Source organism: Mesorhizobium sp. B2-3-6, assembly GCF_006442305.1.
Classification (GTDB): domain Bacteria; phylum Pseudomonadota; class Alphaproteobacteria; order Rhizobiales; family Rhizobiaceae; genus Mesorhizobium.
The window spans coordinates 193,889-219,350 of the sequence record NZ_VFVW01000008.1; the positions used below are offsets into that span (position 1 = coordinate 193,889).

Genomic DNA, 25,462 nt, shown 5'->3' on the forward strand with positions numbered 1-25,462 from the left:
TCGCCTTGCTTAGTTCTTCTTTTTGTTGAGGAAAGTCCAAGGCGAGTTGACCGGTAGGGTTATTGTGTCCGGCACGGTGTCGACGCCGGTCACGTCTGCCTTGCGCACGGTATAGCCCGACTGGATGACCGAGACTCCGTCCAGGATGAAAAGCTGGCTCTTCTCCATGCCTGGTTTCAGCGCGCCGGTTACAGAAACCGGCTGGTAGGCCCGCGATATTTTGTAGGGCTGAGCCGGGGTGACCAGGACGATCTGGTTGGGTGGTGGTGTCGGCATGTGGCTGCAGGCGCCGGTCCACGGCACCAGTAGGAATTGATAGACAAGATCGCCTTCGCGATCGACCGGCAACGCATAGCCGGCTATTTGTATGGTCTTGTCCTGCAGGCCGAGGGATAACGTCTCGCCGCGATCGGGAAATTTTGCCGCGATCATCGGCAGGCCAGCTTCTTCGGCAACCGCCTGGGTCGCCGGGCGCAAATCCTTCCAGAATATGTGTGTGGTCTCGGCCGAAGCGAGGGCGGCGGTAAAAGCCGACATCGCGCCCGCGAACGCTGCCATGGCTATCAGACGTTTGGTCATCGGACGTTTTCCTTTGCGTTCGAGTAAAGACACCGCCGCCGGCGACGTCAACGCTCGAGCCGTATTACATGCCGGCGAGAACCGGTCATGCCGGCGTCGTGAAAGCCGCGCGCCGCAAACATGTCGCGAAACCCCATGAAACGGTAGCTCGGCGATGCCTCGCCCACCGGATAGGCCTCAATGATATGCGCCCCCTTGGCGAACGCGTGGTCAATGGCCGCATCGAGCAATGCGCAAGCAAGACCGCGGCCGCGCAAAGCCCTTGGCACATAAAAGCAGACGATTGACCATACCCCCGTCTCGCTGTCGTCCTGCCGCTTTGAAAGCCTTCGGTAGGTTTCGCGCGGCGCGACCGAACACCAAGCAACGGTCTTGCCGTCGATCTGGGCGAGGATGCCGACCGGCCTGCCGGCATCGATAAGTGCCATCATCTGGCGCTTTTTCTCATCATTCGGGATGTGCTCGCGGACGGACTGCCGCCACGCCATGCACCAGCAATATCTTGGCGCACCCGGCTGCTCGAACAATATCTCGAAGTCGCCGCGTGTTGCCGGCGTCACCTCCGTGAACCGGATATCGGCAAGATCAGCTTTTTCTGGCGGTGAGCCGTTCCAGCCTTTTGGCATCCGTTAACTCCTTCACGGCGTCCCGGCCGATCCAGCGCGCCGTCTTGTCGGATGATCCGGCCAACTTTTGCGCGAGCGCAAGGGCAGGGGCATGCAGCGCCGCCGAGCGTTTGCCAATCTGTCGCAGCGCCCAGCTGACCGCCTTCCTGACGAAATTGCGCGGATCGCCGGCATGCGCCTCGATCAACGGCAGATCGGCGAGAAACGTCGCGTCCGGCTCCTGCTTCAGATGCACTGCGCTCCACGCCACCATGGCAAAGCCGGCGCGGCGCACGAACTCGCGTTCGTCGGCAGCAAACTCCTCGATCAACTCACGCCGGAACGGCGTTTCAGCAAAGAGATCCGAAACGCTGTCTACGATCTCCCAGGAATCGAAATCGCCGGCCCAGCGGCGGCACTGCTCGGCCGTGATCCTTTTCGGCTCCCCGGTGAACGCCGCCACCAGCCGCGCCTCGCGAACACCGCTGTCCCACAGGGCAAGCGCCCGCTCGTGATTGCGCTTCAGCTTGCGCGCCAGCGGCCGCAAATCCGAATTGCCTACACCAAGCGCCGTCGCGGTGTTGATGCCGAACCGGGCCATGCCGGCGCGGTTTTCCTGCGTGCCGATCGAGCGCAGGTGAGCGACGATGTCGTCCGCGCTCCAGCTCGGGCAGGGCAGGGACATCTGCGTTCTACTTTTCCAGCCTCGCCAGCAGTGAGGATGTGTCCCAGCGCCTGCCGCCCATCGCCTGGACGTCCTTATAGAACTGGTCGACGAGCGCCGTCACGGGCAGTCTGGCCCCGTTGCGGTCGGCTTCATCAAGGCAGATGCCGAGATCCTTGCGCATCCAGTCGACCGCGAAGCCGAAGTCGTATTTGCCTGCATTCATCGTCTTGTGCCGGTTCTCCATCTGCCACGAGCCCGCTGCGCCCTTGGAGATCACATCGATGACCTTCTCGATGTCGAGCCCGGCTTTCCTGCCGAAATGGATGCCTTCGGACAGTCCCTGCACCAGCCCGGCGATGCAGATTTGGTTGATCATCTTGGTGAGCTGGCCGGCGCCTGCCGGTCCCATAAGCCCGACCATCCGGGCATAGGCGTCGATGACGGGCCTGGCTTTGTCGAAGGCTGCCTGGTCGCCGCCGACCATGACGGTCAGAATGCCGTTTTCGGCGCCGGCCTGGCCGCCGGAGACCGGCGCGTCGAGGAACGAGAAGCCGCGCTCCTGTGCGGTCTCGGCCAATTCGCGCGCGACCTCGGCCGATGCCGTGGTGTTGTCGATGTAGACGGCGCCCTTTTTCATGGCCTGAAAGGCACCGTCCTTTGCCGTCGTCACCGAACGCAGATCGTCGTCATTGCCCACGCACGAGAAAACAAAGTCCTTGCCTTCGGCAGCCTGCGCCGGCGTCAGGGCGAGAGCGCCGCCGTGCTGGGCGACCCATTGCTCCGCCTTTGCCCCGGTGCGGTTGTAGACGGTGACGTCATGGCCGCCCTTGTTCTTCAGATGCGCGGCCATGGGGTAGCCCATGACGCCAAGACCGAGAAATGCCACCGATGCCATGGCTTGTTCCTTCCGACGGGAGCAAAGATTGCAGTTGCGGAAGGTCTAGGCCATGCGGCGGATTCGTCAAGGCGCGCGCCGCGCCATCGACTGGCACAGATCAGGTAGGCTTACCGTTTCAGGTGAATGGTAATCCGGCGCTCGATCCATTCGACCCCGTGGCGCAGGATCTCGACCATCACCAGATAGACGATTGCCACCCAGACATAGGCCTGGAAGTCGAAGGACTTGGCGTAGGCGAGTTTCGCATTGCCCATCAGGTCGTAGACGGTGATGATGGCGACGATCGCGGAGGCCTTGATCATCAGAACGAGTTCATTGCCGTAGGGTCGCAAGGCCACGATGATCGCCTGGGGCAGTATGACCTTGCGCAGCGTCTGCAACTTGTGCAGGCCGAGCGAAGCGGCGCCTTCCCACTGGCCCCTTGGAACGCTCTCTATGGCGCCGCGCAAGATTTCGGCCTGATAGGCGGCCGTGTTGAGCGCAAAGGCGAACACGCCGCAGTTGAAGGCGTCGCGGAAGAACCACCATAGCCCAACCGATTCGAGCTGCACGCGGAAAGAACCGACCCCGTAATAGACCAGATAGACCTGGACCAGCAGCGGCGTGCCGCGGAAGAAATAGACGTAGCAATAGGCGGGCCACGACAGCAACCGGTTGTTCGACATGCGGCCATAGGTGACGGGCAGCGACAGGATGGCGCCGGCCACCATCGACACCGCCACCAGCGACAGGGTGGTTCCAAGTCCCTGCAGATAGGCCGGCGCATATCGTGCGAAGAACTCACCGTTCCACGCGGAGACCAGATAGGCCAGTATGCCGAAGCCGAAGAGGATCCAGAGGCCGACGAGTGCGTATCCCACGATACGGGCACGCGGCCAGCCGCGCGCCGGCGGCGGCGGCCGATCGACGGCAATGGTGTCGGTGACGCTCATCGCGCTTCCTTCTGCCCGAGCGACCGCAAGATGAAGCCGGTGGCGATCGAAGACAGGATTGCCAGGATGAGAAAGACCAGCGCCGCGACGCTGTAGAACAGGAACGAATGTTTGGTGACGCGCGCCGCGACGCCCGCATTGCGCAAGGTCTCGGCGAGGTTGACGACCGAGACCAGGGCTGTGTCCTTGAGCAGGCTGAGCCAGCAATTCTCGAGACCGGGGAAGGCGATGCGCAGCAATTGAGGCAGGATCACCTTGCGCATGGTCAGCCACTTCGACAGACCGATCGCATAGCCGCCCTCATACTGGCCCTTCGGAATGGCGCGAAAGGCCGAAAGGAATACCTCGCTGGCATAGGAAGAGAAGATCAGCGAGAGCACGATCATGCCGGCGATGAAGCTGTCGACATCGATCGTCGCCTCGGGCCTGAAGAAGCGGATGATGTATTGCAGCAGGATGGGCATGCCGAAGAAGAACAGGAAGAGCGTCACCAGCTCCGGAAGGCCGCGAAACATGGTGGTGTAAATGTTCGCGGCCAGCCGCAGCGAAGGCTCTTCGGATTGCTTTGCCCAGGCAATGAAAAAGCCGATCGTCAGGCCGATCGGAAGCGTGGCGAGCGCCAGCGCGATGGTGACCACCGCGCCATAGGCGATATCGTCAAGCCAGCCATTGGGTCCCCAACTGAGAAGTGTCCATATGCTTTGGGCTGGCATCGAGTGGTGTTATCTCCAGAGCTCCCAGATCGGGTAAAGCGGCAGGGAGACCCTGCCGCCCTTGGAGGTGATTATCAGGACTCGGCGCCGTAGACGTCGAACTTGAAGTACTTGTCGTTGATTTCCTTGTATTTTCCGTTGGCCCTGATGGCGTCGATGGCGGAATTCAGCTTGTTGACCAGATCGGTCTCGCCCTTGCGCACGGCAATGCCGGCGCCAGGTCCGAAAATCTCGACCGGCTGCGGCGAGGGCTGGCCGAGGATCTTGCAGCAGGCACCGTCAGGCGAATCCAGCCACTGCTGCAGCACCACGATATCATCCTCGATGGCGTCGAGGCGGCCGTTGGCCAGGTCCGCCTGTTCCTCGGGGCTGCTCGGATAACCCTTGATCGTGCTGTCGGTGTAGGTCTTCGAGGCATAGTTGAAATGCGTCGTCGTGGTGGCCACGCCGATACTCTTGCCGGCGAGGTCCTCCTTGGTCACGCCCTTCAGCGTCGAATCCTTCGGGACGGCGAGCGCCGAGGGCGTGTTGTAGTATTTGTGAGTGAAGTCTACCTTCTCGGCACGCTCCGGCGTGATCGACATCGAGGCCACGATGGCGTCGAACTTGCCCGCCTGCAGCGCCGGGATGATGCCGTCCCAATCCTGGGCAACGAAGGTGCACTTGACCTTCATCTCATCGCAGAGCGCCTGGGCGATGTCGATGTCGAAACCGACGAGCTTGCCATCGGAAGTCAGGTTGTTGAAGGGCGGATAAGCGCCCTCGGTGCCGATCCTCAGGGTCTTTTCCTGGGCCTGGGCTACGCCGAGCGTCAGCAGCGCGGCCGAAGCGGCGAGCGCGATACGCAGTGCAATACGCATAATGATCCTCTCTTTATGGTCCCGGCCGTCGTTCCGAAACGGCTCTGTGGGGGCGGTGCTTTTGACCGCCCGCTGGCCCGATACTCCCACTCTTTCCAAGAAAAAAGCAACTGCAAAACCACGAAAATCGGCAATGTCCTTCTGCCGTTACGTTACTTCTCAAGCAACGAGGCCGGTCGCGCGCTCGACGAAGTCGGCTATCGATTTCACGTCGTCGAGGTCGAACACCGGCAGGCTTTTGTCCTCGATGACGAAGTCGGCCGCAATGGCAACGATCCCGGGGTCACCCGCCGAAAGCGGCGTCCGGTCCTTCGCCTCCAGGCGCCGGGTTTCGATCTTGCGGTGGGCTTCGCGCTTGTAGCCTTCGACCAGCACGATGTCGGACGGCGCAAGCCGCGACAGGATCGCTTCCAGCGCCGGCTCATCCTCGCCGCGCAATTCGTGCATCAGTGCCCAGCGATTGGCGGAGACGATGGCGACTTCCATGGCTCCTGCCTGGCGGTGGCGAAAGCTGTCCGCGCCCGGCTTGTCGATGTCGAAATCATGATGGGCGTGCTTTACGGTCGAAACCGTCCAGCCGCGCCCAACGAGTTCCGCGACCAGTTTCTCAGTCAGGGTCGTCTTGCCGGAGTTCTTCCAGCCGGTGATGCCGAAGAGGCGCTTGTTCATCTCAGATGCTCTGCAGCAACCGCGCCGCCTTGGCAAGATCGCCGGGGGGCGCTTTCGAGCCGCAGCAAGGTCTTGTCGCCGCCGCCCCTGCGTCTGGATTGAACGCCGGCCAGCATCAATCCCGCAATATCCATCACCATCATCGAGCCCGTGCGCCGTCGCGAAAATCACGGGATTCTCCCCGAGCCTCTTATATGCCGTCCGGGGCCATGGCAGGACCAGTGCTTTCCGCGACGATCCTGCGCCGGCCGACGACCCGCTCACGATAAAGCGCGTAAAGGCCGGAGCCCACGATTGTGCTGGCGCCGATGATCATCGTCATATCGGGGACATCGCCGAAGACCAGCAGGCCGAGCACAATGGACCAGAGCAGCGCCGTATAGCGGAACGGCGCTATGAAGGAAATCTCGCCCGAGCGCATCGCCATGATGATGAATTGGTAGCCGATGAGCACCAGCACTGCTGCGAGCGCCAGCAGTGCAGTGGCTTTGCCCGTCATCGGTGTCCAGCCGCCCATCGGCGACAGCAGCAGCGCGCCGACCACCGTCATGGCCAATGCCGTTGCGGTGGAGACCAGCAGCGTCGGGATAGCCTGCGGAATCCGCTTGGTGGCGAGATCGCGCACCGCGCAGCAGGCGACGCTGGCCAGCGCCACGAGCGAAAACATGCTGAACCCCTCGAAGCCCGGGCGCACCACGACCAGCACGCCGCCAAATCCAACGGCGATCGCCAGCCAGCGGCGCCAGCCGACCGCCTCGCCGAAGACAAGGGCCGCGCCCATTGTCACGGCCAGCGGCAGTGCCTGCAGGACGGCCGAGACGCTGGCGATCGGCAAATGGGCAAGCGCGACCAGGAAGGTCACCGTCGCGCCGGCCTCGGCAAGGACGCGCAGCGCCACCAGTGGCTGCAGCATCGAGCGCGGCCGGACCAGCGCGCCGCGCTGCCAGGCAAGCAGGCCGACGAAGAGCGAGGCAAATGCGCCTCTGATCAGCATGACCTGCGCCATGTTCATCGACTGCGACGAATATTTGGTGATCGCGTCATTGAGGGTGAAGCCGGCCATCGCCACCACCATGAACAACGCACCGCGAAGATTGGGAGAAAGGGGCAAGATCTCTACCGGTTCTGCTTTGAAAAAAGCCTGTAGCAGCCGGGACCGAAACAGCAACGACAAAGGGCTGGGCCACGGCCTTGATCGCGGCCCAGAATTTCAACCGCGGATGGCCGGCCTTACTTCTTCGGCGTCAGCACCTCGGTGCCGCTGCCGTCTTTGCCGGCGATCGTCCACAGGCCGTGCAGCGAGCCGTCGTCATCCATCTTGTAGACGACAAGGCCGATCTCCTTGCCCAGGGACATAGCCGGCCGAGAAGGCGTTGTCGTTGCGCATGCAGATGCCGTCCGAGGACGAGCCGCCGGTTTCCCAATGGATCGTGCAGGTCGTGCCGCTTGTCAGCGTGATGGTTGCTTCGCCGCCATAGGCCGAACCATCGAAATTGGTGCCGGCGACATCGTAAGTGCCGCCGATGGATTGCGCCGCCGCCGGCATGGCGGCGAGGCCGAGCAAGGCAACAGAAAAGATGAACTTGCGCATAATGTTTTCCCCCAACGGAGCGAAAGCCGCTACCGGATGGAAGGCTAGGCGCGAAAACGGCTGGGGTAAATCAGGCGGGCATCCGCCGGCGGAGATTTATTGCGGCATGGCCGCAATAGTCACGGTCCCTCGAGGCTGGCGGCGATGGCGCCGACCAGCGGGTCGTATTTCGGCTTCACGGCCGGCGGATATTCGATCCAGACGGTGCGGATGACGCCGTCCTTGCCGAACAGGCGGCGCTCATAAAAGATGTTCCCGGCCTTCAGCCGCGAAAGCACGGCCCAGTCCTTTCCCGTCCTGCTGTAGGTGACCTTGTAACCCGCCTCCGTGCTGGCTTTCTCGGTCGCGACGAAGTGCCTCGGCGTGTCGTTGTCGATATTCAGGATGCCGGAACAGATCAGGCTGGCGCCGTCGGGCGCGAGCCATTGCTGGCCGTCACCGTTGTCCGGTTCGGGCTGGCGGTCGGTGAAAACATCATCGGGAAAGGTGCAGACCGTGCCGAATCGCTCGTTGGTGTAGGTGAAAGGAGCGGCGGCCGAGGGGATTGCGGCGATCGCCGCAACGAATGCCAATACCGAGCGCGCGCACTTCATTCCATTCCTCCAGCAGTCAGCCGGAAGCGATCCTGCACCAGATCCGTGGGAAAATCAGCCGCCGGTGACGCTCATATGCCGCGACACGGAGGGGCGGCTGGTGCGACGGTCGATGATGAAATCATGCCCTTTCGGCTTGCGCCCGATCGCCTCGTCGATCGCCGCGCCGACCAGATCGTTGCCTTCGGACGCACGCAACGGCTCCCTGAGATCGGCGGCATCCTCCTGGCCCAGGCACATATAGAGCGTGCCGGTGCAGGTCAGCCGGACGCGGTTGCAGCTCTCGCAAAAATTATGGGTCATCGGCGTGATGAAGCCGAGCCGGCCACCGGTTTCCGCGACATGGACATAGCGGGCCGGACCGCCGGTCTTGAACGGGACGTCTGTCAGCGTGAACTGGCGCTCCAGCGAGGCGCGCAGCAGCGACAGCGGCAGGTACTGGTCGGTGCGGTCGGCGTCGATCTCGCCCATCGGCATGGTTTCGATGACGGTCAGGTCCATGCCGCGGCCATGCGCCCAGCGCATCATCTCAGGCAATTCGGCGTCGTTGAAATCCTTCAGCGCCACGGCGTTGAGCTTTATCTTCAGCCCCGCCGCCTGCGCCGCATCGATGCCGGCCATGACCTTGCCGAGATGGCCCCAGCGGGTGATTGCGTGGAACTTGTCGGCATCAAGCGTGTCGAGCGAAACATTGATGCGCTTGACGCCGCAATCGGCGAGCTCGGCAGCAAAACGCGAAAGCTGCGAGCCGTTGGTGGTCAGCGTCAGTTCTTCCAGCGCGCCGCTTTCGAGATGACGCGACAGTTGACGGACCAGGTGCATGATGTTCTTGCGCACCAGCGGCTCGCCGCCGGTGAGACGCAATTTGCGCACGCCTTTTGCGATGAAGACGCTGCACAGCCGGTCGAGTTCCTCGAGCGACAGCAGGTCCTTCTTGGGCAGGAAAGCCATGTCCTCGGCCATGCAATAGGTGCAGCGGAAATCGCAGCGGTCGGTGACCGACACGCGCAGGTAGCTGATCGTGCGGCCGAAAGGATCGATCATGTCCATGCGTGAAGCGTTTCCCGTGGCTGTGAACGACGGCGTTATATATCGCTATGTGATACGATCCGGCCTGTCGTTCAAGATAGCCGCTCTCGATCTTTGGTAACATTCCCCGACCGACACCGGATGTCGGCTGCCTGGTACGGGCTTTTCCAATCCGGCGAAGCGGCGTAGGGAAGGGCGGTTCGAAACGGAAAAACACCATGACGGCGCCGAAGGAACTGCGGGTCTCCAAAGACCGCAAACTGCTCTCCGTGACCTTTCCCGGCCACCAGCCATTCGAGCTGCCGGCCGAGCTGCTGCGCGTCGCCTCGCCGTCGGCCGAGGTGCAGGGCCATTCGCCGGACCAGCGGGTGACCGTTCCCGGCAAACGCGATGTCGCCATCCTCAAAATTGAACCGGTCGGCAACTACGCGGTGCGCATCACCTTCGACGATTTCCACGACACCGGGATCTTCACCTGGAATTACCTGCACACGCTAGGCCACGAGAAGGACGCGCGCTGGAACGCCTACCTTGCCGAGCTTGCGCAAAAGGGTCTCAGCCGCGACCGTTAGCCGGCGGGCGTCGTCAAGATGTCATGGAGCGGGAGTAGGGGCGGCGGATCGGAAGACGAGACAATGTCCATCATAACCACAGTCGAACAGCTTGAAACGCTCTATGGCCTGCCCGGCGAAGCCTCGGTGGTCAAGGAACTCGACCACGTCATTCCCGAATACGCCGCCTTCATCGAGGCCTCGCCCTTCGTCGCGCTGGCGACGAGCGGGCCGGAAGGGCTGGATTGCTCGCCGCGCGGCGATCTCGCCGGCTTCGTGCGCATCGTCGATCCGAAAACCCTGATGATGCCGGACCGGCGCGGCAACAACCGCGCCGATTCGCTGAGAAACATCATTCGCGATCCCCGCGTCGGGCTGCTGTTCCTGGTGCCGGGCTCCGGAACGACGCTGCGCATCAACGGCCGCGCACACATCACCACGGATGCCGCGCTTTGCGCGTCGTTCACGGTCGACAGCAGGCCGGCACGCTCGGTGAGCGTCATCGATGTCGATACGGTCTATTTCCAATGCGCCCGCGCCATCGTGCGGTCGGAACTGTGGAACCCGGAAAGGCATGTCGATCCGAAGTCCCTGCCGACACCAGGAAAGATCCTGGAGATCACCAGCCGCAGGAACATCGACGGCGCCGCCTATGACAAGGAATAGCCGGAGCGGGCGAAAAAGACGATGTGGTGATCCGCCGGACCGCAATGGCGGTCAGGCGTCCTTCAACACCTCGTGGATCTTGCGCATCTGCTCGCCGATCATGTCGCACTGCTCCGGCGTCGACTGGCTCATCGCTTTCTCGATCAGCGCCATGTGCACCTTCAGCGCCTGCATCAGCAGCGCCTCGCCGGCTTCGGTGAGGGCCAGCCGCAGGATGCGCTTGTCCTTCTCGTCGCCTTCGCGGCGCAGCAGGCCGCGAGCCTCAAGCTGAGGCAACAGCATGGTGATGTTGGAGCGACCGACGAGTAGCTTGCGGGCGAGATCGTGCTGCGACATGCCGGGATGGCGGTAGAGATTCATCAACACATCGAGCTGCGCGGGTTTCAGATCGAGCGGAGCGAGCTTCACGGCAAGCGTGCGCTCCAGCACATGGCAGGCGCGCGCAACCGCGACCCAGTTGCGAAACCGCGGGTTGTCCCAGGGCAGCTCTTGTTTATTGTTCATCTTTGAACTATTATGTTCATGCTTGAACGTATGGATGGATTCCCACTATGGCATCATTCGGACTGAAGGTCATCCGGGGTGTATTCGGGGCCGCCGAACATGTCGCCCCCCGCCTCACCGGGCGCGCCGCATTCGAGCTGTTCTGCCGTACGCCGAACGCCAGGGTGCTGAGCGAGGGCGAACGCCGTGCCGTCGACCGCGCGGCAGATTTCATGGATGAAGCGCGGCATCACCGGCTGAAAGCCGGATCCGGCTGCGTCATGGTGCATGAATTCCGTCCGGAGCCAGGCAGGGCGTCCGCCGGAACGGTTCTCGTCGTTCATGGGTGGCGCTCGCGCACCGAATATATGCGCATGCTGATCGAGGGCTACCGCGCCGCCGGCTACAGGGTCGTCTCGCTCGACCTTCCCGGCCACGGCCAATCGCATGGCCGGCGGTTGAACATGGTCAATGCCGTGGATGCGGTGCGAATCGCGGGCGAATGGTTCGGCCCGTTCGCGGCGGTGGTCGGTCATTCCTTCGGCGGCGCCGTCGCCGCCAATGCAATCGCCGGATCGATCAGGAACATTGCGCCGCTGGCGGCCGGGCGCCTGGTGCTGATCGCCGCGCCGAGTTCATTGCCGGCCATCTTCGCCGACTTCAGCCGCATGCTCAATGTCGGTCCGCGCTCGCAGGCCGCCATGGCGGACCGTGTCGAATATCTTTCCGGCCGGCCGCTGCACGAATTCACCGGCGATCGGCAGCTTGCCCAGGCGCCGGTGCCGACGTTGGTCATCCACGCACCCGACGATCGCGAAGTCTCGGCCGATCATGCCTGGCGTTATGCCGGCGCCGGTGACCATGTGTTGCTCCACTGGGCCGAAGGGCTCGGCCATCGCCGCATCCTGGCGGACAAGGGCGTGGTGGAACGCGCCGTCAGCTTCGTGGCCGCGCAACGGGAGCCGTCGCTGCTCCATTGAACCGCAATCAGGGCTGTTTCTTCTTCTCGCCGGGTTCCACCGGCAGTCCGGCCGCCTTCCAGGCGGTGTAGCCGCCAAGGATATGCTTGACCCGCGACAGCCCCATGTCCTGCGCGGTCTTGGTGGCGAGCGCCGAACGCCAGCCGCCGGCGCAGAAGAACACGAAGCTCTTTCCCGAAGCGAAGAACGGCTTGTGATAAGGGCTCTCGGGATCGATCCAGAATTCCAGCATGCCACGGGTGACATGTTTCGCGCCGGGAATCCTGCCGTCGCGTTCAATCTCGCGAGGATCTCGCAGGTCGACAAAGATGGTGCCTTCGTCCTCGATCAGGGCTGCCGCTTCCTCGGGCGAAAGCACTTCGATCTCGGCATTCGCCTCATCCAGCAGTTCGCGATAACCCTTTTTCACCGTCCGATCCTCCCGGCCCGTTTAGACTGGCGCTCCGTCCGTTCGGATTTCGAGCACAACGCCCGGCGTTTGTCATCCCGCGTCGGTACCGGCTATCATCTTCCAGGCGGCCATTGCCCCCTCCACGGTTGCCAGCAGGGCCGCATGCGAAGCACCGTCGCGCGCCTGGATCGACATGCCGTGTTGAGCCGTCGCGAAAGAGGTCGCAGCGGCTTCGCAGTCGAAACTCCTCGGCAATTCGCCCACGGCCATGCGCCGAGGTCTGACGACGCCCCTGGGCTTCGACGGCCGGAGCGGATTGTGTCCGCTCCGGCCGTCACGATGTTGTGAAACCGTTCTGCCACAGCCGCCCCAAAATTTATGAAAGCTTAACGAAATCGGTATGAATCGGTATAGTCGCGTCTTACATCCGCCATGCGGTGGGCAAGACGCACGAGCGTGCGGAACGGAGCCGGTTGCGGCTGGAGCGGGTGACCATGAAATTGCCGGGAAACAAAGCTACCGCGTTGCCGCTTGCAGCGCTCGTGGCGACGCTGGCCCTGGGAACGCCGCAAGCAGGCGCGCAGGGGCTTTTCGACATGCTTTTCGGCGGCGGCGTAAGGCACGAGCCGCGAGGTGAGTTTCCTCCTCCGCCACCAAGGCGCAAGCCGAACCCCAACGTATCCGCCGGCGGTGGTGGCGGCGGCAGCGTGAAGATCAGCAGCCCTTCCTACTACACCTACAAAGCCGACAAGCTCGTGCGCGTCGACTTCTCGGCGCTTACGGCAGCGCCGCAGCCGGCGACGCCGCAGGACGCCGCCTTCGTGCCCTCAGCCACCGGCAACGCCTTTCGCGAGGCAATCGCCGGACTGAGCGACTACGAGCTCTATGCGGAGCCGGATATCGCCAAGGCGCTGATCGCCTATTATTCGGCCAATCCGGATTTCATCTGGGTGACCGGAGCCAACGCCAACAGCCGCGCACAGGACGCGGTGCGGGTGCTTGGCGAGGCGGCGAGCTACGGCCTGGCACCGTCCGACTACACGGTCGACGTGCCGACCGCCGCTGCGTCGACTGGTGACGCCGCTGCACGTTTGAAGGAGTTCGTGCGCTTCGAAATGGCGCTGTCGGCTCGCGTGCTTCGCTATGTCCATGATGCCCAAAGCGGCCGCGTCGAACCCAACCGCATGACCGGCTACTATGATTTCCCCGCCAAGCCGCTCGACATGGAAGGCGTTTTGAAGACGCTGGCGCACACCCAGGAAGTGCGCACCTATCTCGAATCGCGGCATCCGCAGAACCCGGAGTACCAGGCGCTGCGCGTCGAGTTGGAGGCGCTGCAAGCGAGCGCCGAAAACGAGATCGTCGTCGATCCCAAGCTGTTGCTGAAGCCGGGCGAAACCAGTCCCGAGCTTCCCAAGCTGCTGAGCCTGATCGCGCGCAATCTCGACGACGAGATGGGCGGCGCCTACGGCGAAGTGCTGTCGCGGCTCGCCACCAGCGATGTCTACCTCCCTGAGCTGGTCCCGGTCATCAAGGCCGTGCAGCAAAAAGCAGGCATGAAGGGCGACGGCGTCATCGGACCGCGCACCGTCGCGTCGCTGGCCGGAACATCCAAGGCCGACCGGCTGCTCAAGGTACAGGTGGCGCTGGAAGAACTGCGCTGGCTGCCATCCGACCTCGGCAGCCCGCGTATCTTCATCAACCAGCCAGCCTTCACGGCGAGCTACATCGACAATGGTGAGGAAAAGCTGAAAACCCGTGCGGTCATCGGCAGGACCACCAACCAGACCGCCTTCTTCTACGACCAGATCAAGCAGGTCGACTTCCATCCCTATTGGGGGGTGCCGCAGTCGATCATCGTCAACGAGATGCTGCCGAGATTGCGCAGCGATCCGGGTTATCTCGACCGGGCCGGGTATGAGGTGACGGATTCGCGCGGCAAGCGCATTCCGTCCTCGGCGGTAAACTGGGGCGGCTATGGCGCGAACATCCCCTACAGCGTGCGCCAACTGCCGAGCGAGGCCAATGCGCTGGGCGAATTGAAGATCCTGTTCCCCAACAAGCACGCCATCTACATGCATGACACACCGCAGAAGTCGTTCTTCCAGCGCGACATGCGCGCGCTCAGCCATGGTTGCGTGCGGCTGCAGGATCCGCGGGGCATGGCGGCTGCGGTGCTGGGTACCTCGGTCGACGATATCGCCGAGAAGCTGAAGCACGGCCATTCGACCGAGAGCGTGACGCGCACGATTCCGGTCTATGTCGCCTACTTCACCGCATGGCCCGACATGTCCGGCAAGGTCGAATACTTCAACGACGTCTACGACCGGGACACGCGGTTGAAGCAGGCCCTGGACGCCACCGAAGCGGCGCGCTCGCCGTCGAGCTGAGAATTCAGCGGGCCGAGAGCGGTCGCCGGAAACCGGCGTCGCGCCCGGCGATCAGCCAGTAGACAAGCCCGGCGACCAGGCCGGCAGCGGCGATGATGCCTATATCGGCCCAGCGCTCCGACGCCATGTCCTCGAGCGCGCTCGGCCAGATCAGGGCAAAGCCGCCGACCGCCGCCGCCCCGCCGAAGAGCATGTGCAGCCAGAAGCCGCGCAACGAGAAGCATTCGGCGATCAATGCGAACACCAATGTCTGCACCCCGGTCAGCACGATCGTCAGGAAATAGATGAACATGCCGACCGGCGGCACCACCAGCGCCGCGATCGGCGAGACGCCCATGAGGTCGAAATACCGGGGCGCATTGGGTAGGGAGCTCAGCACGGCATAGATCGCGACAACGGCGATCAGGCCGACCAGCACGGCGACGAGATAGCCGGCAAGCACCATCAAGATACGTTTCAACACATGCCTGGCCGTCGCCATGCATACCCCCCGTGAAGCTCCGCTGTAATCAGCCATCAAAGGTGCATTGGCGCAAGGGCGGGCGCATCTCACGCCGCAGGCTCGGCATTTTCAGATGGGGACCGGTGATCACCGCGGGAGGGATCGTAGAACGGGTTGCCCGCCCCGCAAGTTTCTCCTGACGAAGCTATCTGGGCTCGGCCGTCACCGGATCATAGGTGATTTCGACCTTCGCCTTGTCGGCGGTGTAGTAGGTGACGGTATAGGCGCCATCATCCCAGTCGACCTCCTGGACATAGCGGAAGCCATCGCGCTGCTCGACCTTGGCGATGATGTCAGACAATTTCTTGGCATTGGGCGGCGGCAGCGGTTTTTCGTCGGCCGCCAGAACCGGGCCGGAGCCGAGAAGAACGGCGACGCTTGTCGCCACGAGAAATCTGGTCATGGTTTTCCCTCAAGTTTCGACAGGGGGAAACTCAGTGATGGGGAGGTTTGTTCCCCAGGCGGGATGGATGGCCAGGCTATGCATCGGCTTTGTGACTGCCCTCGAGCAATTCCCGATTTTCTTGCAATCAACCCCGCCGGCTTTGTCCCGGCGCTACAAGACGGCGAGATGATCATGGTCGAATCGATCGCGATTCTCGAATACCTGCTCGCCCGCACGGGCCGAGCCCGCTCGCCGTCGCCCCACATGATCCGGCTTTCGTCGCCTACCTGCAATCTTTCGGAGGGCTTCTCAACCCCCACGCGTCAGGCTGACCGCTTAAGCTCTGCCACCTGCACACCCAGCCGGAACGCCTGACCGTCGGCGTATGAGCGCGCATAACTTTCGGCTGAGAATGGGACGGTGGTGGTGACGCCATTGACGGTCACGCGAACCGACCACGACTTTTCCCTGACGATTTCAACGGCGTGTTCTGCCATGTTCTCCCCCGAGAATCTGACGTTGAGGAAGCTACCATAGCGTCGCCCAACTGATTTGCATACAAACAAACCGACAGATGGTGACGGAAACCCAAAATCAATAAGGGCGAGGCGCCAAGCTGTTTGGCCTACGCGCCAGTAGCTTTTTTGGACAAAGTGGAGGGGCCTAGTCATCCAACAAATCAGTTTAGTTGGATGGTGGGCGATGCAGGGATTGAACCTGCGACCCCACCCGTGTGAAGGGTGTGCTCTCCCGCTGAGCTAATCGCCCGCTCGTTGCCCGAAGGCCAAGCGAGCCGCGATATAAGGGAGGGCGGTGCGGGAAGTCAAGGCGGTGTCCGGCGTTCTCACAGGGGCAATCGCTTCAGGTTTCGTCATACTCTTTCAAGCGCCGGCGCCGCCCCTCACCTGCCTGCCGGCATCCTCTCCCCGTATAGACGGGGAGAGGGGGCTGTGTCGCCGTTTTCGCCAATTTTTAACGTTGCAATGGAGGCGCCAGCGTTCCGGCCAGACCCTTCTCCCCGTCTCTGTGCGGGGAGAAATGCCCGGCAGGGCGATGAGGGGCGGCGCCGACTTCGATCATTAGAGGCATCCGCCGCAAACAGGAAACTGTCATTGAACCTGTCCCGGCCGCCCGCTATCCGTTCAATGTTGCGCCGCGGCGATCAGCCGCTCAGCCAGGTCCAGCGTCAGCGCGTCGAAATGCGAGATTACCGCCGAGGGCTCGAATTCGCGCACGTGGCGGTCGGTGTAGCCGAAGTCGACGGCCACCACTGGGATGCCGGCGGCTTTCGCGGTGTCGATGTCGGTCTGCGAATCGCCGACCATCAAAGCTCGGTGCGGGTCGCCGCCGGCGCGCTTGATGGTTTCGGTGAGGTGACGCGGGTCGGGTTTGCGGAAGGCGAAGGTATCCTGTCCGGCAATCGCCGCGAAGTGTTTGGTCAGGCCGAGCGCCTCGATCAGCGCCAGCGAGTTGGCCTCGTATTTGTTGGTGCAGACGGCCAGGAGATAGCCTGCCTTCTCGAAGCGGGCGATCGCCTCGAGGACACCGGGGTAGGGGCGGGACTTGCCGGGAATGTTGAGGGTGTAGTGGTCGAGGAACAGTTTCAGCAGCCGGTCGTGTTCGGCGACATCGAGCGACCGTTGCTGCGCGGCGTGCGCCCGTTCGATCATCACGCGGCCGCCATGGCCGACGAAGCGCCTGAAGCCGGCTTCGTCGACGGCCGCGAGCGCGCTGGCGGCAAGGCTGTGGTTCAGGCTGTCGAGCAAATCCGGTGCTGTGTCGATCAGCGTACCGTCGAGGTCAAACACGATGATCGGGCGGGTCATGATCCATCCTGGGCAGTTTATGCAATGGGCAGGCGATAAAGGCTGCGGCGCGTCAAGGCAAGCGCCGGGCAGGCTCGTTCAGGCAAGCAAGCTCCCCGGACCGGGCATTCGCGACCAACCGCCAGCCATGAAAAAACCCGCCAGTGCGGCGGGTCCCGGCGCAAATCTGCACCATAGGCAAATATGTAGCATAACTGCCTTCACCCAGTCAATGGCATATAAGAAAAAATTCCTATTAACGTTACCCGCTCATCGCTGGCTGGCCGCGCGGGCACACCATTGACGGGAGGCCGAACGTCATCAACCTACACCGCTGCAAGGGCTTTGACCGGACCGGCAAAAATGGTAGGAGCCGCAAACACCAGGTTCCGGGGCGGTAAAAGCGGCATGGATGCAAGACAGTTGAAGGTCGAAGCCGCGCGGGCGGCCCTTGCCCATGTCACCGACGGCATGCGGCTCGGCATCGGCACCGGCACCACCGCCGACGAGTTCGTGCGGCTGCTTGCCGACAAGGTGGCCACGGGCCTGACCATCATCGGCGTGCCGACGTCCGAGCGCACCGCCTCGCTGTGCCGCGAGCTTGGGGTGCCGCTGTCGACACTGGAGGAGACGCCGGAACTCGATCTCACCGTGGACGGCGCCGACGAAGTCAACCCCGCACTAACGCTCATCAAGGGCGGCGGCGGCGCATTGCTGCGCGAGAAGATCGTCGCGGCGGCGTCCGCTCGCATGATCGTCATTGCCGATCGCTCCAAGATGGTCGAGACGCTCGGCCGTTTTCCGTTGCCCATCGAGGTCAACCCGTTCGGCCTGCGCGCAACCGAAATCGCGATCGGGAAGGCGGCTGCAAGGCTCGGCCTTTCCGGTCCGGTTACATTGAGGATGACGGGCGGCCAGGCTTTTGTTACAGACGGCGGCCACTTTATCCTCGATGCATCTTTTGGCCGCATTCCGGATACAAGAGCGCTATCGAATGCTCTCCACGCCATTCCCGGCGTGGTCGAGCACGGTCTTTTCATCGGGCTGGCGTCAGCGGCCATCATCGCCGGGGGCGATGGCATCCAAACCGTCCATGCCGCCTGAAAAACAGGGAGTTCTATCGACCATGATGTTGCATAACCGGGTTCGCCGCTTGTCCGTCCTTCTGGCGGCATCGGCCGTCTTCGCCTTCTCTTCGCCGGCGTTCTCGCAGGACGTCACGGAAGCGCACCTGAAGGCGGCGCGCGCCGCGGTCACCGCGATCCATGCGACCGACCCGTTCGACAACATCCTGCCGCAGGCCGCCGCCGCCCTCGAATCGCAGCTCATCCAGAAGAACCCCGACATGCAGGAGCTGATCGCCAAGACGATCAGCGAGAAGGCGCTGGCGCTGGCCTCGCGCCGGGCCGACCTGGAGAAGGAAGCGGCCCTTGCCTATGCGAAGGTGTTTTCCGAACAGGAACTCAACGACATCGCGACCTTCTACAATTCGGACTCCGGCAAGAAGCTCCTCGAGAGCGGCCCGGCCGTGACGCGCGACCTGGTGAAGGCCGCCGATATCTGGCAGAACGGGCTTGCTCGTGACCTCGCCCAGCAGGTCGGTGAAACGCTGGCCGCGGCGGCCAAGGCGAAAGCGCCGGCAGCGCCTGCTAGTGCGGCCGCGCCCGCCGATGGCGCCGCGCCCGCCGATGGATCGGCCCCTGCCGACGACACGCAGAACTGATCCTGCCATTCCAAACGGCCCTGCGGCCATCTGTGAAGCCCGGCTTGTCCGGGCTTTTCTTTTGATGGTTTGCGGCCTACCTGTCACTCACATTTTCCGAAGCTCAAGGAGCCGCGCAATGGCCGGTTACGACTACGATCTTTTCGTTATCGGCGGCGGTTCGGGCGGGGTGAGGGCGGCGCGCGTCGCCGCAGCGCTCGGCAAGCGCGTCGGCATCGCCGAGGAATATCGCTTCGGCGGCACCTGCGTCATCAGAGGCTGCGTACCGAAGAAGCTCTATGTCTATGCTTCGCAATTTCCCGAGCATTTCGCCGATGCCGCCGGCTATGGCTGGACGGTGCCGGAAGCCAGTTTCGACTGGCCCACGCTGGTCGCCAACAAGGACCGCGAGATCAGCCGTCTGGAGGCGATCTACAAGAGGAACGTCGAGGGCGCCGGCGGCGAGGCCTTTGACACGCGCGCCATGATCGTCGACCCGCATGTGGTGCATCTTCTGGACGAGGACCGTACCGTCACCGCCGACCAGATCCTGATCGCCACCGGCGGCCGTCCGGCGCCGCACCCGGCACTGCCCGGCCACGAATACTGCATCTTCTCCAACGAGGCCTTCGACCTCGAGCAGTTGCCCAAGTCGATCATGATCGAAGGCGGCGGCTATATCGCGGTCGAATTCGCCAACATCTTCCATGGCCTGGGCGTCGACACCACGCTGGTCTATCGCGGCAAGGAGATCCTCAGTCGCTTCGATATGGACCTGCGGCGCATGCTGCACGAAACGATGGAGAAGAAGGGGATCAAGATCCTTTGCCATGCCGTCTCGGAATGGATCCGCAAACGGCCGGACGGCCGGCTCGACGCGTTGCTCACCGGCGGCCAGACGCTGACGGTCGACCAGGTGATGCTCGCCATCGGCCGCATCCCCAACACCGAGAATATGGGACTGGAAGGCATCGGCATCGAGATGACCGCGACCGGCGCGATCCAGGTCGACGCGTACTCCCGCACCAACGTCGAAAACATCTGGGCGATCGGCGACGTCACCAATCGCGTGCAACTGACGCCGGTGGCGATCCACGAGGCGATGTGCTTCGTCGAGACCGCCTTCAAGGGCAACCCGACCGCGCCCGACCACGACACGATCGCCACCGCCGTGTTCTCGCAGCCGGAGATCGGCACGGTCGGCCTGTCGGAAGACGAGGCGGTCAAGCGCTTCCCCGACATCGAGATCTATCGCGCGGCATTCCGTCCGATGCGGCACACCTTGTCCGGCCGCGACGAAAAGATGCTGATGAAGCTGGTGGTCGATGGCGCGTCTAAGAAGGTACTCGGCGCGCACATATTGGGGCCGGATGCCGGCGAGATGGCGCAGCTTCTCGCCATTCCGCTGAAGGCCGGGCTGGTCAAGGATGATTTCGACCGCACCATGGCCGTGCATCCGACGGCCGCGGAAGAGCTTGTGACCATGTACAAGCCGACTTACCGAGTGAAGGATGGCGAGCGCGTAGACTGACGGACAAACGCGCCGCGGCAAGGTGCTTGCCGCGGCGCAGCTAGGAGAGCTGCTACAGCAACGTGCCGCGCAGGATCACCTGCGCCACCGAGAAATAGATGACAAGCCCGGTGACATCGACCAGCGTGGCGACAAACGGCGCCGACGCGCTGGCCGGGTCGAAGCCGACGCGTTTCAAGGCGAACGGCAACATCGAACCCGACAGCGAGCCGAAGGTGACGATGCCGACCAATGCCGCTCCGACCGTCGCGGCGATCAACGGCCAGTGCGGGCCGTAGTCGTAGAAGTCGAAATACTGCCAGAGCGCGATGCGGCAGATGCCGACGACGCCGAGTATCGCCCCGAGCAGGAGGCCGGTGGGCAATTCGCGCAACGCCACCCGCCACCAGTCGCGCAGGCCGATCTCGCGCAACGCCAGCGCGCGTATGACCAGCGAGGTCGCCTGCGAGCCGGAATTGCCGCCGGAACTCATGATCAGCGGAATGAAGAGCGTCAGCACGATCGCTTTTTCCAGCTCGCTCTCGTAGCTTTGCATCGCGTTGGCCGTCAGCATCTCGCTGATGAACAGCGCGCACAGCCAGCCGGCACGCTTCTGGATCATGGCGAGGAAGCTCATCTTCATGTAGGGCTCGTCCAGAGCCTCCATGCCGCCGAAGCGATGCACGTCCTCCGTCGTCTCCTCGATCATCGTGTCGATGATGTCGTCGATGGTGACGATGCCGAGGATCTTGCCGTGATCGACGACGGGAACGGCGAGCAAATCGTATTTGGAGATCGTCTGCGCCAGGGTTTCGCGATCGGTCAAAGGCGTGACGGTCACCGGCACGCGGTCCGGCGCCACCGACAGGATCGAATCGCCAGGCTCGCCGGTGATGAGCCGGCGCAGGCCGGTCGAGCGCATGAGCAGATGCGTCTCGGGATCGACGATGTAGATGGCGTAGACGGTTTCGCGCGTCCGCTCGACCTTGCGGATGTAGTCGAGCGTGCGGCCGACGGTCCAGTCCGAGGGCACGCTGACGAACTCCGTCGTCATGATCGAAGCGGCACTGCCTTCGGGGTAACCGAGAATCGAGAGCAGGGTTGCGCGCAGCGGCGGCGCCAGCACGCCGAGCAGCTCGGAACGGGCGGGTTCGTCAAGATCGCGCAGGATGTCGGCAGCGCGATCGACCGACATGGCGGTAAGCAGCTTGCCCGCCTTGGCGCGAGGCAAGGCCTCCGCCAGCTCTGGCGCGCCCTCGAGCTCCGGCTGGTCGAAGATATCGACCAGCCGTTCGAACGGCACTTCGCAAAGCAGCTCGGTCGCCGTTTCGCGCGACTCGCGGTTGAGCGCTTCGACCACGTCTGCGACATGGTCGTTTGCAAGGATGCGGGCGATGGCGACGGCCTCGTCGTCCGCTACGGGGGAAAAATCGTTCATGGTTCACTCCTTGCCGTCCGGCAAGACGTGAACCGTCGAGGTCACGTCAGGGCGGACGGCGGTTGCGTTCGACTGTGACTGTCGCCAGGCATGGCGCGGTGACCTTTCCGCTCGCGGGTTCGAGTTTGATGTCTGCGAGCGGGCGCAACATAGGAGCTCGCCTTGCCCTGTCAATCGAAGTGATCGAGGAAAATGCGGGCAACATGCCCCAGTCGCAAGACTGTGATCGCTGAAGCGTATCGCGCCGAAACGGTAAAATGGCTGGACGGCCTATGCCGCGGCGAGTCCGGCTACTTCTGCTTCAGCCGGCGCGGAAAACGCAGCCATTTGTCGTCGACCGGCCTTGGCACCGGCCCTGGCTGTGCGAGAATGGTGGTGAGCTCGGGAGGCAGGCTCGGCACCAGCGGCTTCTTGGTGGCGACGCCGTCCGCGATCGCGACGATCGAGTGGTAGAACTCGGCGCCGGTGACCGATCGCGGCGCCACCGCTTCATGCATGACGCTGATCACCGTTACATCCGGGCAGTTGTCCTTGATCGCCTGGTGGAAGGCAACCTTGCCCTCCGGATCGAGTGCGCCGGTCGCCTCGTCCAGGAATAGTAGCCCGGGTTGATGGAGCACGATGCGGGCCACCACCAGCTTCTGTTTCTGACCGCCGGACAGGACCTGATCCCAGCTTTTGCCTTCGCGGCTTTCGTCGCCCATATTCTCGATGAAGTCGCCCAGACCCGCCTTGTGCAGCGCGGACGCGACCTGCGCGTCGCCATGGTCGTGCTCGGAGCCCGGCAGGCAGACCAGCTGCTTCAGGGTCACCTGCTGCAGCTTGACCTCCTGGGCTGCATAGAAACTCTTTACCCCTTCGGGGAAGACGATGGTGCCGCGGCCGTAGGGCCACAGGCCGTTGATGGCCTTGATCAGCGAGGTCTTGCCGCAGCCAGATTCGCCTTTCAGGAAGGTCCATTCGCCGCGCCGGAAGCGCAGGTTCGCCGCAACGAGGAAAGGCGTTGCGTCCTCACCCTGATGCGCCAGTTCAAGCTTCTGGATGGTCAAGCCAAAAACCGGGTTCTGGCTGGCGTAGCGGAAGTCGGAACGGCCGCTCTGGCTGTAGAATTCCTGGGGATGCTGAACGTTCTCGATCGCATTGGCCAACTCGGTGACACGCTGGCTGTTGGCGCGCAGGGTGGCGATGGCGGGCATGACATGGATGAACCACGAACATTGGCCGATCAGCGAATTGACCAGTTCGGAGCCGGTTATGTAGCCCTTCAGGTCGAAGCCGTTGTGGATGAACGGCACAAGGCCCGGTCCATAGGCGACAATGCGGGCGCCGATGAAATTGTAGATCAGCTCGAACGACATGTAGACGGTGTTGACGATGTTGAGCCGCGTCCATGTGCCGTCAATATCGCCATAGAGGCGGCCATGCATGGTCCTCTGAACGCTTTCGCCCCGCGAGGCCGCGACATGGAAGCTGCGGCGCAGGAATGTCGTCAGCTCGCCACGGTAACTGCCTTCGGCCTGCTGCATCCTGACATTGAGACGCTCGAGCATGCCACCGAGCTTTACCGCGATCCAAGTGTTGAGCGGCACATAGATGGCGACGGCAAGGAGGGCGAGGATGGCGCTGCCATAGCTGCCGAGGAATTCGAGCCCCTTTACCTCGACGGAGGTCTCGAGCAGCTTCTGGCCGACGAAATAGAGCGAGGTGGCGACACCCAGCACGCCCATGGCTAGGCCGATGGCGCCGCCGGTCATGTCCTTGATCGATTCCTGGACGCGCTGATCGATGTTGTCGGGGGCCGGCGCGCCATTGCCGGTCGAGGCATGCTGGGCGTGGAAATGGGTGTGGTTGCCGTCCAGCAGCGCCTCGTTGAAACGGCTGTCGAGCCAACCGCGCCATTTGCGGTGCAAGGTTGCCGAGACAAGATTGCGGATGCCCGTGAAGCCGGCGTCCTTGAGCACGACCAGCAGCACCAAAATAGCGGCATTGGCCAAAAGCGTCTGGAGAGGGGTGGTGTTGGCGGCGTCGTGGAAGAAGGCGATCGAGTTGACCAGTTCTCCGGATGCTTCTGCGAACCAGACGCCGGCCTTGCTGGACAGAGCGGTGAGCAGCGCGATCACCAGCGTCAGCGTCCAGGCCTCCTTCCACCGGTCCGAGACCCAGTAGGCCCGCATCAGGCCCCAGAAGCTGCGCATCGAGGAAACCGGGGTCAGAAGCGACCGCCTTGCGGCATCGCTGTGTAGTCCATCTGTTCCTGACAGTTGCGGTGGTCTGTCGACCCGAATCACAATCCCGCCCAAACCTTTTTTGTATTGTTACGGATGGTAACACCAATTGATCATTTTCCATTAATTTTTATAGGGGGGCAGCGGCATTGAGGTGGATGCCGTGGCTGCAGGGCAACAGGTTGGGCTTCCCGAGCGTCGCGCCAAAGCCGACGAAAAGCCGGTTTAAGCTAGTGATGTCAGGTAATTACGCGGCATCAGAGCGCGACGTTTCTACCTTCCCCTAGGGAAGGCGTTCGCACGAATTTGTGACCCGCTTGGGCTGCCCGGCAAGCCGGCTTTTCATTGCAGGCTAATCAAAATTCCGGAAAACACGTCGCCCTGGACGCCTGATTCCTCGCCGGCATGTCCCCGCCGGAAGTCCGGAAATGACCTGAGACGCTGGGCAAGCCAGCGATCGACCGGACCGGCGGCATCAAGGCAGGCCGCGACGCCGGCAAAGCCAATGATCGCGGAACCCACCGGGGCCAGGCGTTGCCTCACGCCCGGGGAGGGCTGCTTGAAAATCCTGCGTTGAAGATCGGGTTCAGTCGACTTTTTCCAGTTCGCCACGCGCCTTGGCGGCGGCTACCTGGCGGATGGCGTCGGCGAGCGTGTCGACGTCCTGCGCGCCCATCACCGCATATTTGCCCTCCAGCAGGAAGCATGGCACGCCTGATATGCCCATGCGCGACGCGGTGGCGATCTCGGTGCGAACCGCCTCGACATCGGCATCGGTCGGCAAGAGCGTCTCGACAACGGATGCGTCCATTCCGGTCTCGCGCGCCGCCTCGACCAGCACGGCGTGATCGCCGATGTTGGCGCCTTCTTCGAAGTTCAGCTGGAACAGGCGGCGCACCAGCCGGTTCTGCACGTCTTCGCCGGCCGCACCGGCCCAGCGAATGACGCGATGGGCATCAAGCGTGTTGGGCGCGACCTTGATGGCGCCGAAAGCGAAGGAAATGCCTTCAGCTTCACCGAGCGGCTCGATACGGGCGTGGATCTGGCGAATGTGTTCGTCGCTGCCGAACTTGGCCAGCATATACTCGCGGCGATCCTTGCCTTCCGGCGGAATGGTCGGATCGAGCTGGAACGGCCGCCAGCGTATATGCACATCCACCTCGCCGGCGGCGGCGACCGCCTTATCCAGCCGCTTCTGGCCGATGAAGCACCATGGGCACACGACGTCGGACACCACGTCTATGGTGATCGTATTCGCTTGGCTCATCTCGATCTCCTGAACGTTCGGGCGCCGTGCA

Annotated in this window: 28 protein-coding genes, 1 tRNA gene and 4 pseudogenes; 8 read left to right on the plus strand and 25 right to left on the minus strand. The window is 63.0% G+C overall.

Annotated features, from left to right (window positions below; translation table 11 throughout):
* Positions 1–9: 9 nt before the first annotated feature.
* From FJ953_RS22970 to moaA, 13 genes and pseudogenes are all read right to left on the minus strand, one after another.
* Complete coding sequence (locus FJ953_RS22970; RefSeq protein WP_140625127.1) at positions 10–579, minus strand: DUF3299 domain-containing protein; 570 nt, start codon at positions 577–579, stop codon at positions 10–12.
* Between the two features lie 47 nt (positions 580–626).
* The gene (locus FJ953_RS22975) at positions 627–1,067 is read right to left on the minus strand and encodes a GNAT family N-acetyltransferase (RefSeq protein ID WP_246674875.1); all 441 of its coding nucleotides are present in this window, start codon (positions 1,065–1,067) and stop codon (positions 627–629) included.
* A gap of 97 nt (positions 1,068–1,164) precedes the next feature.
* Positions 1,165–1,869, minus strand: coding sequence for a DNA alkylation repair protein (locus FJ953_RS22980; RefSeq protein WP_140625129.1), 705 nt, complete (start codon positions 1,867–1,869; stop codon positions 1,165–1,167).
* Between the two features lie 7 nt (positions 1,870–1,876).
* Positions 1,877–2,746, minus strand: coding sequence for an NAD(P)-dependent oxidoreductase (locus FJ953_RS22985; RefSeq protein ID WP_140498634.1), 870 nt, complete (start codon positions 2,744–2,746; stop codon positions 1,877–1,879).
* 110 nt (positions 2,747–2,856) lie between these two features.
* A complete protein-coding gene (locus FJ953_RS22990; RefSeq protein WP_140498633.1) occupies positions 2,857–3,681 on the minus strand; it encodes an ABC transporter permease in 825 nt (274 codons plus the stop codon).
* The gene (locus tag FJ953_RS22995) at positions 3,678–4,394 is read right to left on the minus strand and encodes an ABC transporter permease (protein WP_140498632.1); all 717 of its coding nucleotides are present in this window, start codon (positions 4,392–4,394) and stop codon (positions 3,678–3,680) included. Before FJ953_RS22995 ends, FJ953_RS22990 begins: the two co-directional genes overlap by 4 nt.
* A gap of 74 nt (positions 4,395–4,468) precedes the next feature.
* Positions 4,469–5,254, minus strand: coding sequence for an ABC transporter substrate-binding protein (locus FJ953_RS23000; RefSeq protein WP_140498631.1), 786 nt, complete (start codon positions 5,252–5,254; stop codon positions 4,469–4,471).
* 159 nt (positions 5,255–5,413) lie between these two features.
* Positions 5,414–5,923, minus strand: coding sequence for a molybdopterin-guanine dinucleotide biosynthesis protein B (gene mobB / locus FJ953_RS23005; RefSeq protein ID WP_140498630.1), 510 nt, complete (start codon positions 5,921–5,923; stop codon positions 5,414–5,416).
* Positions 5,924–5,973: 50 nt separating this feature from the next.
* Positions 5,974–6,063: pseudogene (locus FJ953_RS31210) on the minus strand (molybdenum cofactor guanylyltransferase MobA); the annotation flags it as partial.
* A 50-nt stretch (positions 6,064–6,113) separates the two neighbouring features.
* Positions 6,114–7,034: a DMT family transporter gene (locus FJ953_RS23015; protein ID WP_140625130.1), complete on the minus strand. Its 921-nt coding sequence runs from the start codon at positions 7,032–7,034 to the stop codon at positions 6,114–6,116.
* Positions 7,035–7,153: 119 nt separating this feature from the next.
* Positions 7,154–7,514, minus strand: a pseudogene (locus tag FJ953_RS23020) (hypothetical protein).
* Positions 7,515–7,633: 119 nt separating this feature from the next.
* Positions 7,634–8,107 (minus strand): hypothetical protein, encoded by a 474-nt coding sequence (locus FJ953_RS23025; RefSeq protein ID WP_140625131.1) that lies wholly within the window; start codon positions 8,105–8,107, stop codon positions 7,634–7,636.
* A 54-nt stretch (positions 8,108–8,161) separates the two neighbouring features.
* The gene (moaA, locus tag FJ953_RS23030) at positions 8,162–9,157 is read right to left on the minus strand and encodes a GTP 3',8-cyclase MoaA (protein ID WP_140515385.1); all 996 of its coding nucleotides are present in this window, start codon (positions 9,155–9,157) and stop codon (positions 8,162–8,164) included.
* Positions 9,158–9,354: 197 nt separating this feature from the next.
* On the opposite strand from moaA, the gene FJ953_RS23035 reads away from it, so the two are divergent.
* A complete protein-coding gene (locus FJ953_RS23035; protein ID WP_140498625.1) occupies positions 9,355–9,708 on the plus strand; it encodes a DUF971 domain-containing protein in 354 nt (117 codons plus the stop codon).
* A 63-nt stretch (positions 9,709–9,771) separates the two neighbouring features.
* A complete protein-coding gene (locus tag FJ953_RS23040; protein ID WP_140625132.1) occupies positions 9,772–10,353 on the plus strand; it encodes a pyridoxamine 5'-phosphate oxidase family protein in 582 nt (193 codons plus the stop codon).
* A 51-nt stretch (positions 10,354–10,404) separates the two neighbouring features.
* On the opposite strand, the gene FJ953_RS23045 is transcribed toward FJ953_RS23040, so the two are convergent.
* Positions 10,405–10,857, minus strand: a complete 453-nt coding sequence (locus FJ953_RS23045; RefSeq protein ID WP_140515387.1) for a MarR family transcriptional regulator — start codon at positions 10,855–10,857, stop codon at positions 10,405–10,407.
* A gap of 47 nt (positions 10,858–10,904) precedes the next feature.
* Between FJ953_RS23045 and FJ953_RS23050 the strand changes: the two genes are divergently transcribed.
* Positions 10,905–11,816 carry an alpha/beta fold hydrolase gene (locus tag FJ953_RS23050; RefSeq protein ID WP_140498622.1) on the plus strand — a complete coding sequence of 304 codons (912 nt, stop codon included), beginning with the start codon at positions 10,905–10,907 and terminating at the stop codon, positions 11,814–11,816.
* 7 nt (positions 11,817–11,823) lie between these two features.
* On the opposite strand, the gene FJ953_RS23055 is transcribed toward FJ953_RS23050, so the two are convergent.
* Both FJ953_RS23055 and FJ953_RS23060 read right to left on the minus strand, forming a co-directional pair.
* Entirely contained in the window at positions 11,824–12,225 is a 402-nt protein-coding gene (locus FJ953_RS23055; RefSeq protein ID WP_140498621.1) for a rhodanese-like domain-containing protein, read from the minus strand.
* A gap of 72 nt (positions 12,226–12,297) precedes the next feature.
* Positions 12,298–12,477 (minus strand): annotated as a pseudogene (locus tag FJ953_RS23060) (TetR/AcrR family transcriptional regulator); the annotation flags it as partial.
* A gap of 224 nt (positions 12,478–12,701) precedes the next feature.
* Here FJ953_RS23060 and FJ953_RS23065 point away from each other — a divergent pair.
* Positions 12,702–14,597 (plus strand): murein L,D-transpeptidase, encoded by a 1,896-nt coding sequence (locus FJ953_RS23065; RefSeq protein WP_140625133.1) that lies wholly within the window; start codon positions 12,702–12,704, stop codon positions 14,595–14,597.
* Positions 14,598–14,601: 4 nt separating this feature from the next.
* Here FJ953_RS23065 and FJ953_RS23070 read toward each other — a convergent pair whose 3' ends face one another.
* Positions 14,602–15,078, minus strand: coding sequence for a hypothetical protein (locus FJ953_RS23070; RefSeq protein WP_140625134.1), 477 nt, complete (start codon positions 15,076–15,078; stop codon positions 14,602–14,604).
* A 166-nt stretch (positions 15,079–15,244) separates the two neighbouring features.
* Positions 15,245–15,502 carry a PepSY domain-containing protein gene (locus FJ953_RS23075; protein ID WP_140515390.1) on the minus strand — a complete coding sequence of 86 codons (258 nt, stop codon included), beginning with the start codon at positions 15,500–15,502 and terminating at the stop codon, positions 15,245–15,247.
* 114 nt (positions 15,503–15,616) lie between these two features.
* Between FJ953_RS23075 and FJ953_RS23080 the strand changes: the two are divergent.
* A pseudogene (locus FJ953_RS23080) lies at positions 15,617–15,777 on the plus strand (glutathione S-transferase N-terminal domain-containing protein); the annotation flags it as partial.
* A 30-nt stretch (positions 15,778–15,807) separates the two neighbouring features.
* Here the strand turns inward: FJ953_RS23080 and FJ953_RS30600 are convergent.
* From FJ953_RS30600 to FJ953_RS23090, 3 genes are all read right to left on the minus strand, one after another.
* Positions 15,808–15,981 carry a hypothetical protein gene (locus FJ953_RS30600; RefSeq protein ID WP_181165341.1) on the minus strand — a complete coding sequence of 58 codons (174 nt, stop codon included), beginning with the start codon at positions 15,979–15,981 and terminating at the stop codon, positions 15,808–15,810.
* A 196-nt stretch (positions 15,982–16,177) separates the two neighbouring features.
* Positions 16,178–16,252: transfer RNA gene (locus FJ953_RS23085), tRNA-Val, on the minus strand.
* A 374-nt stretch (positions 16,253–16,626) separates the two neighbouring features.
* The gene (locus FJ953_RS23090; RefSeq protein WP_140498617.1) at positions 16,627–17,310 is read right to left on the minus strand and encodes a phosphoglycolate phosphatase; all 684 of its coding nucleotides are present in this window, start codon (positions 17,308–17,310) and stop codon (positions 16,627–16,629) included.
* Positions 17,311–17,697: 387 nt separating this feature from the next.
* Between FJ953_RS23090 and rpiA the strand changes: the two genes are divergently transcribed.
* The 3 genes from rpiA to gor all read left to right on the plus strand — a co-directional run bounded on the left by rpiA (position 17,698) and on the right by gor (position 20,522).
* The gene (gene rpiA / locus FJ953_RS23095) at positions 17,698–18,393 is read left to right on the plus strand and encodes a ribose-5-phosphate isomerase RpiA (RefSeq protein WP_140625135.1); all 696 of its coding nucleotides are present in this window, start codon (positions 17,698–17,700) and stop codon (positions 18,391–18,393) included.
* A gap of 22 nt (positions 18,394–18,415) precedes the next feature.
* Positions 18,416–19,012, plus strand: a complete 597-nt coding sequence (locus FJ953_RS23100) for a DUF2059 domain-containing protein (RefSeq protein ID WP_140625136.1) — start codon at positions 18,416–18,418, stop codon at positions 19,010–19,012.
* Positions 19,013–19,130: 118 nt separating this feature from the next.
* Positions 19,131–20,522 (plus strand): glutathione-disulfide reductase, encoded by a 1,392-nt coding sequence (gor, locus tag FJ953_RS23105; protein WP_140625137.1) that lies wholly within the window; start codon positions 19,131–19,133, stop codon positions 20,520–20,522.
* Positions 20,523–20,574: 52 nt separating this feature from the next.
* On the opposite strand, the gene mgtE is transcribed toward gor, so the two are convergent.
* From mgtE to FJ953_RS23125, 4 genes are all read right to left on the minus strand, one after another.
* Complete coding sequence (mgtE, locus tag FJ953_RS23110) at positions 20,575–21,939, minus strand: magnesium transporter (protein WP_140625138.1); 1,365 nt, start codon at positions 21,937–21,939, stop codon at positions 20,575–20,577.
* A 290-nt stretch (positions 21,940–22,229) separates the two neighbouring features.
* Positions 22,230–24,134 carry an ABC transporter ATP-binding protein/permease gene (locus FJ953_RS23115; RefSeq protein ID WP_181170926.1) on the minus strand — a complete coding sequence of 635 codons (1,905 nt, stop codon included), beginning with the start codon at positions 24,132–24,134 and terminating at the stop codon, positions 22,230–22,232.
* A 372-nt stretch (positions 24,135–24,506) separates the two neighbouring features.
* Positions 24,507–24,776, minus strand: coding sequence for a hypothetical protein (locus FJ953_RS23120; protein ID WP_140498611.1), 270 nt, complete (start codon positions 24,774–24,776; stop codon positions 24,507–24,509).
* Entirely contained in the window at positions 24,751–25,431 is a 681-nt protein-coding gene (locus tag FJ953_RS23125; protein ID WP_140498610.1) for a DsbA family protein, read from the minus strand. The genes FJ953_RS23120 and FJ953_RS23125 overlap by 26 nt, the downstream gene beginning before the upstream one ends.
* Between the last annotated feature and the right edge of the window lie 31 nt (positions 25,432–25,462).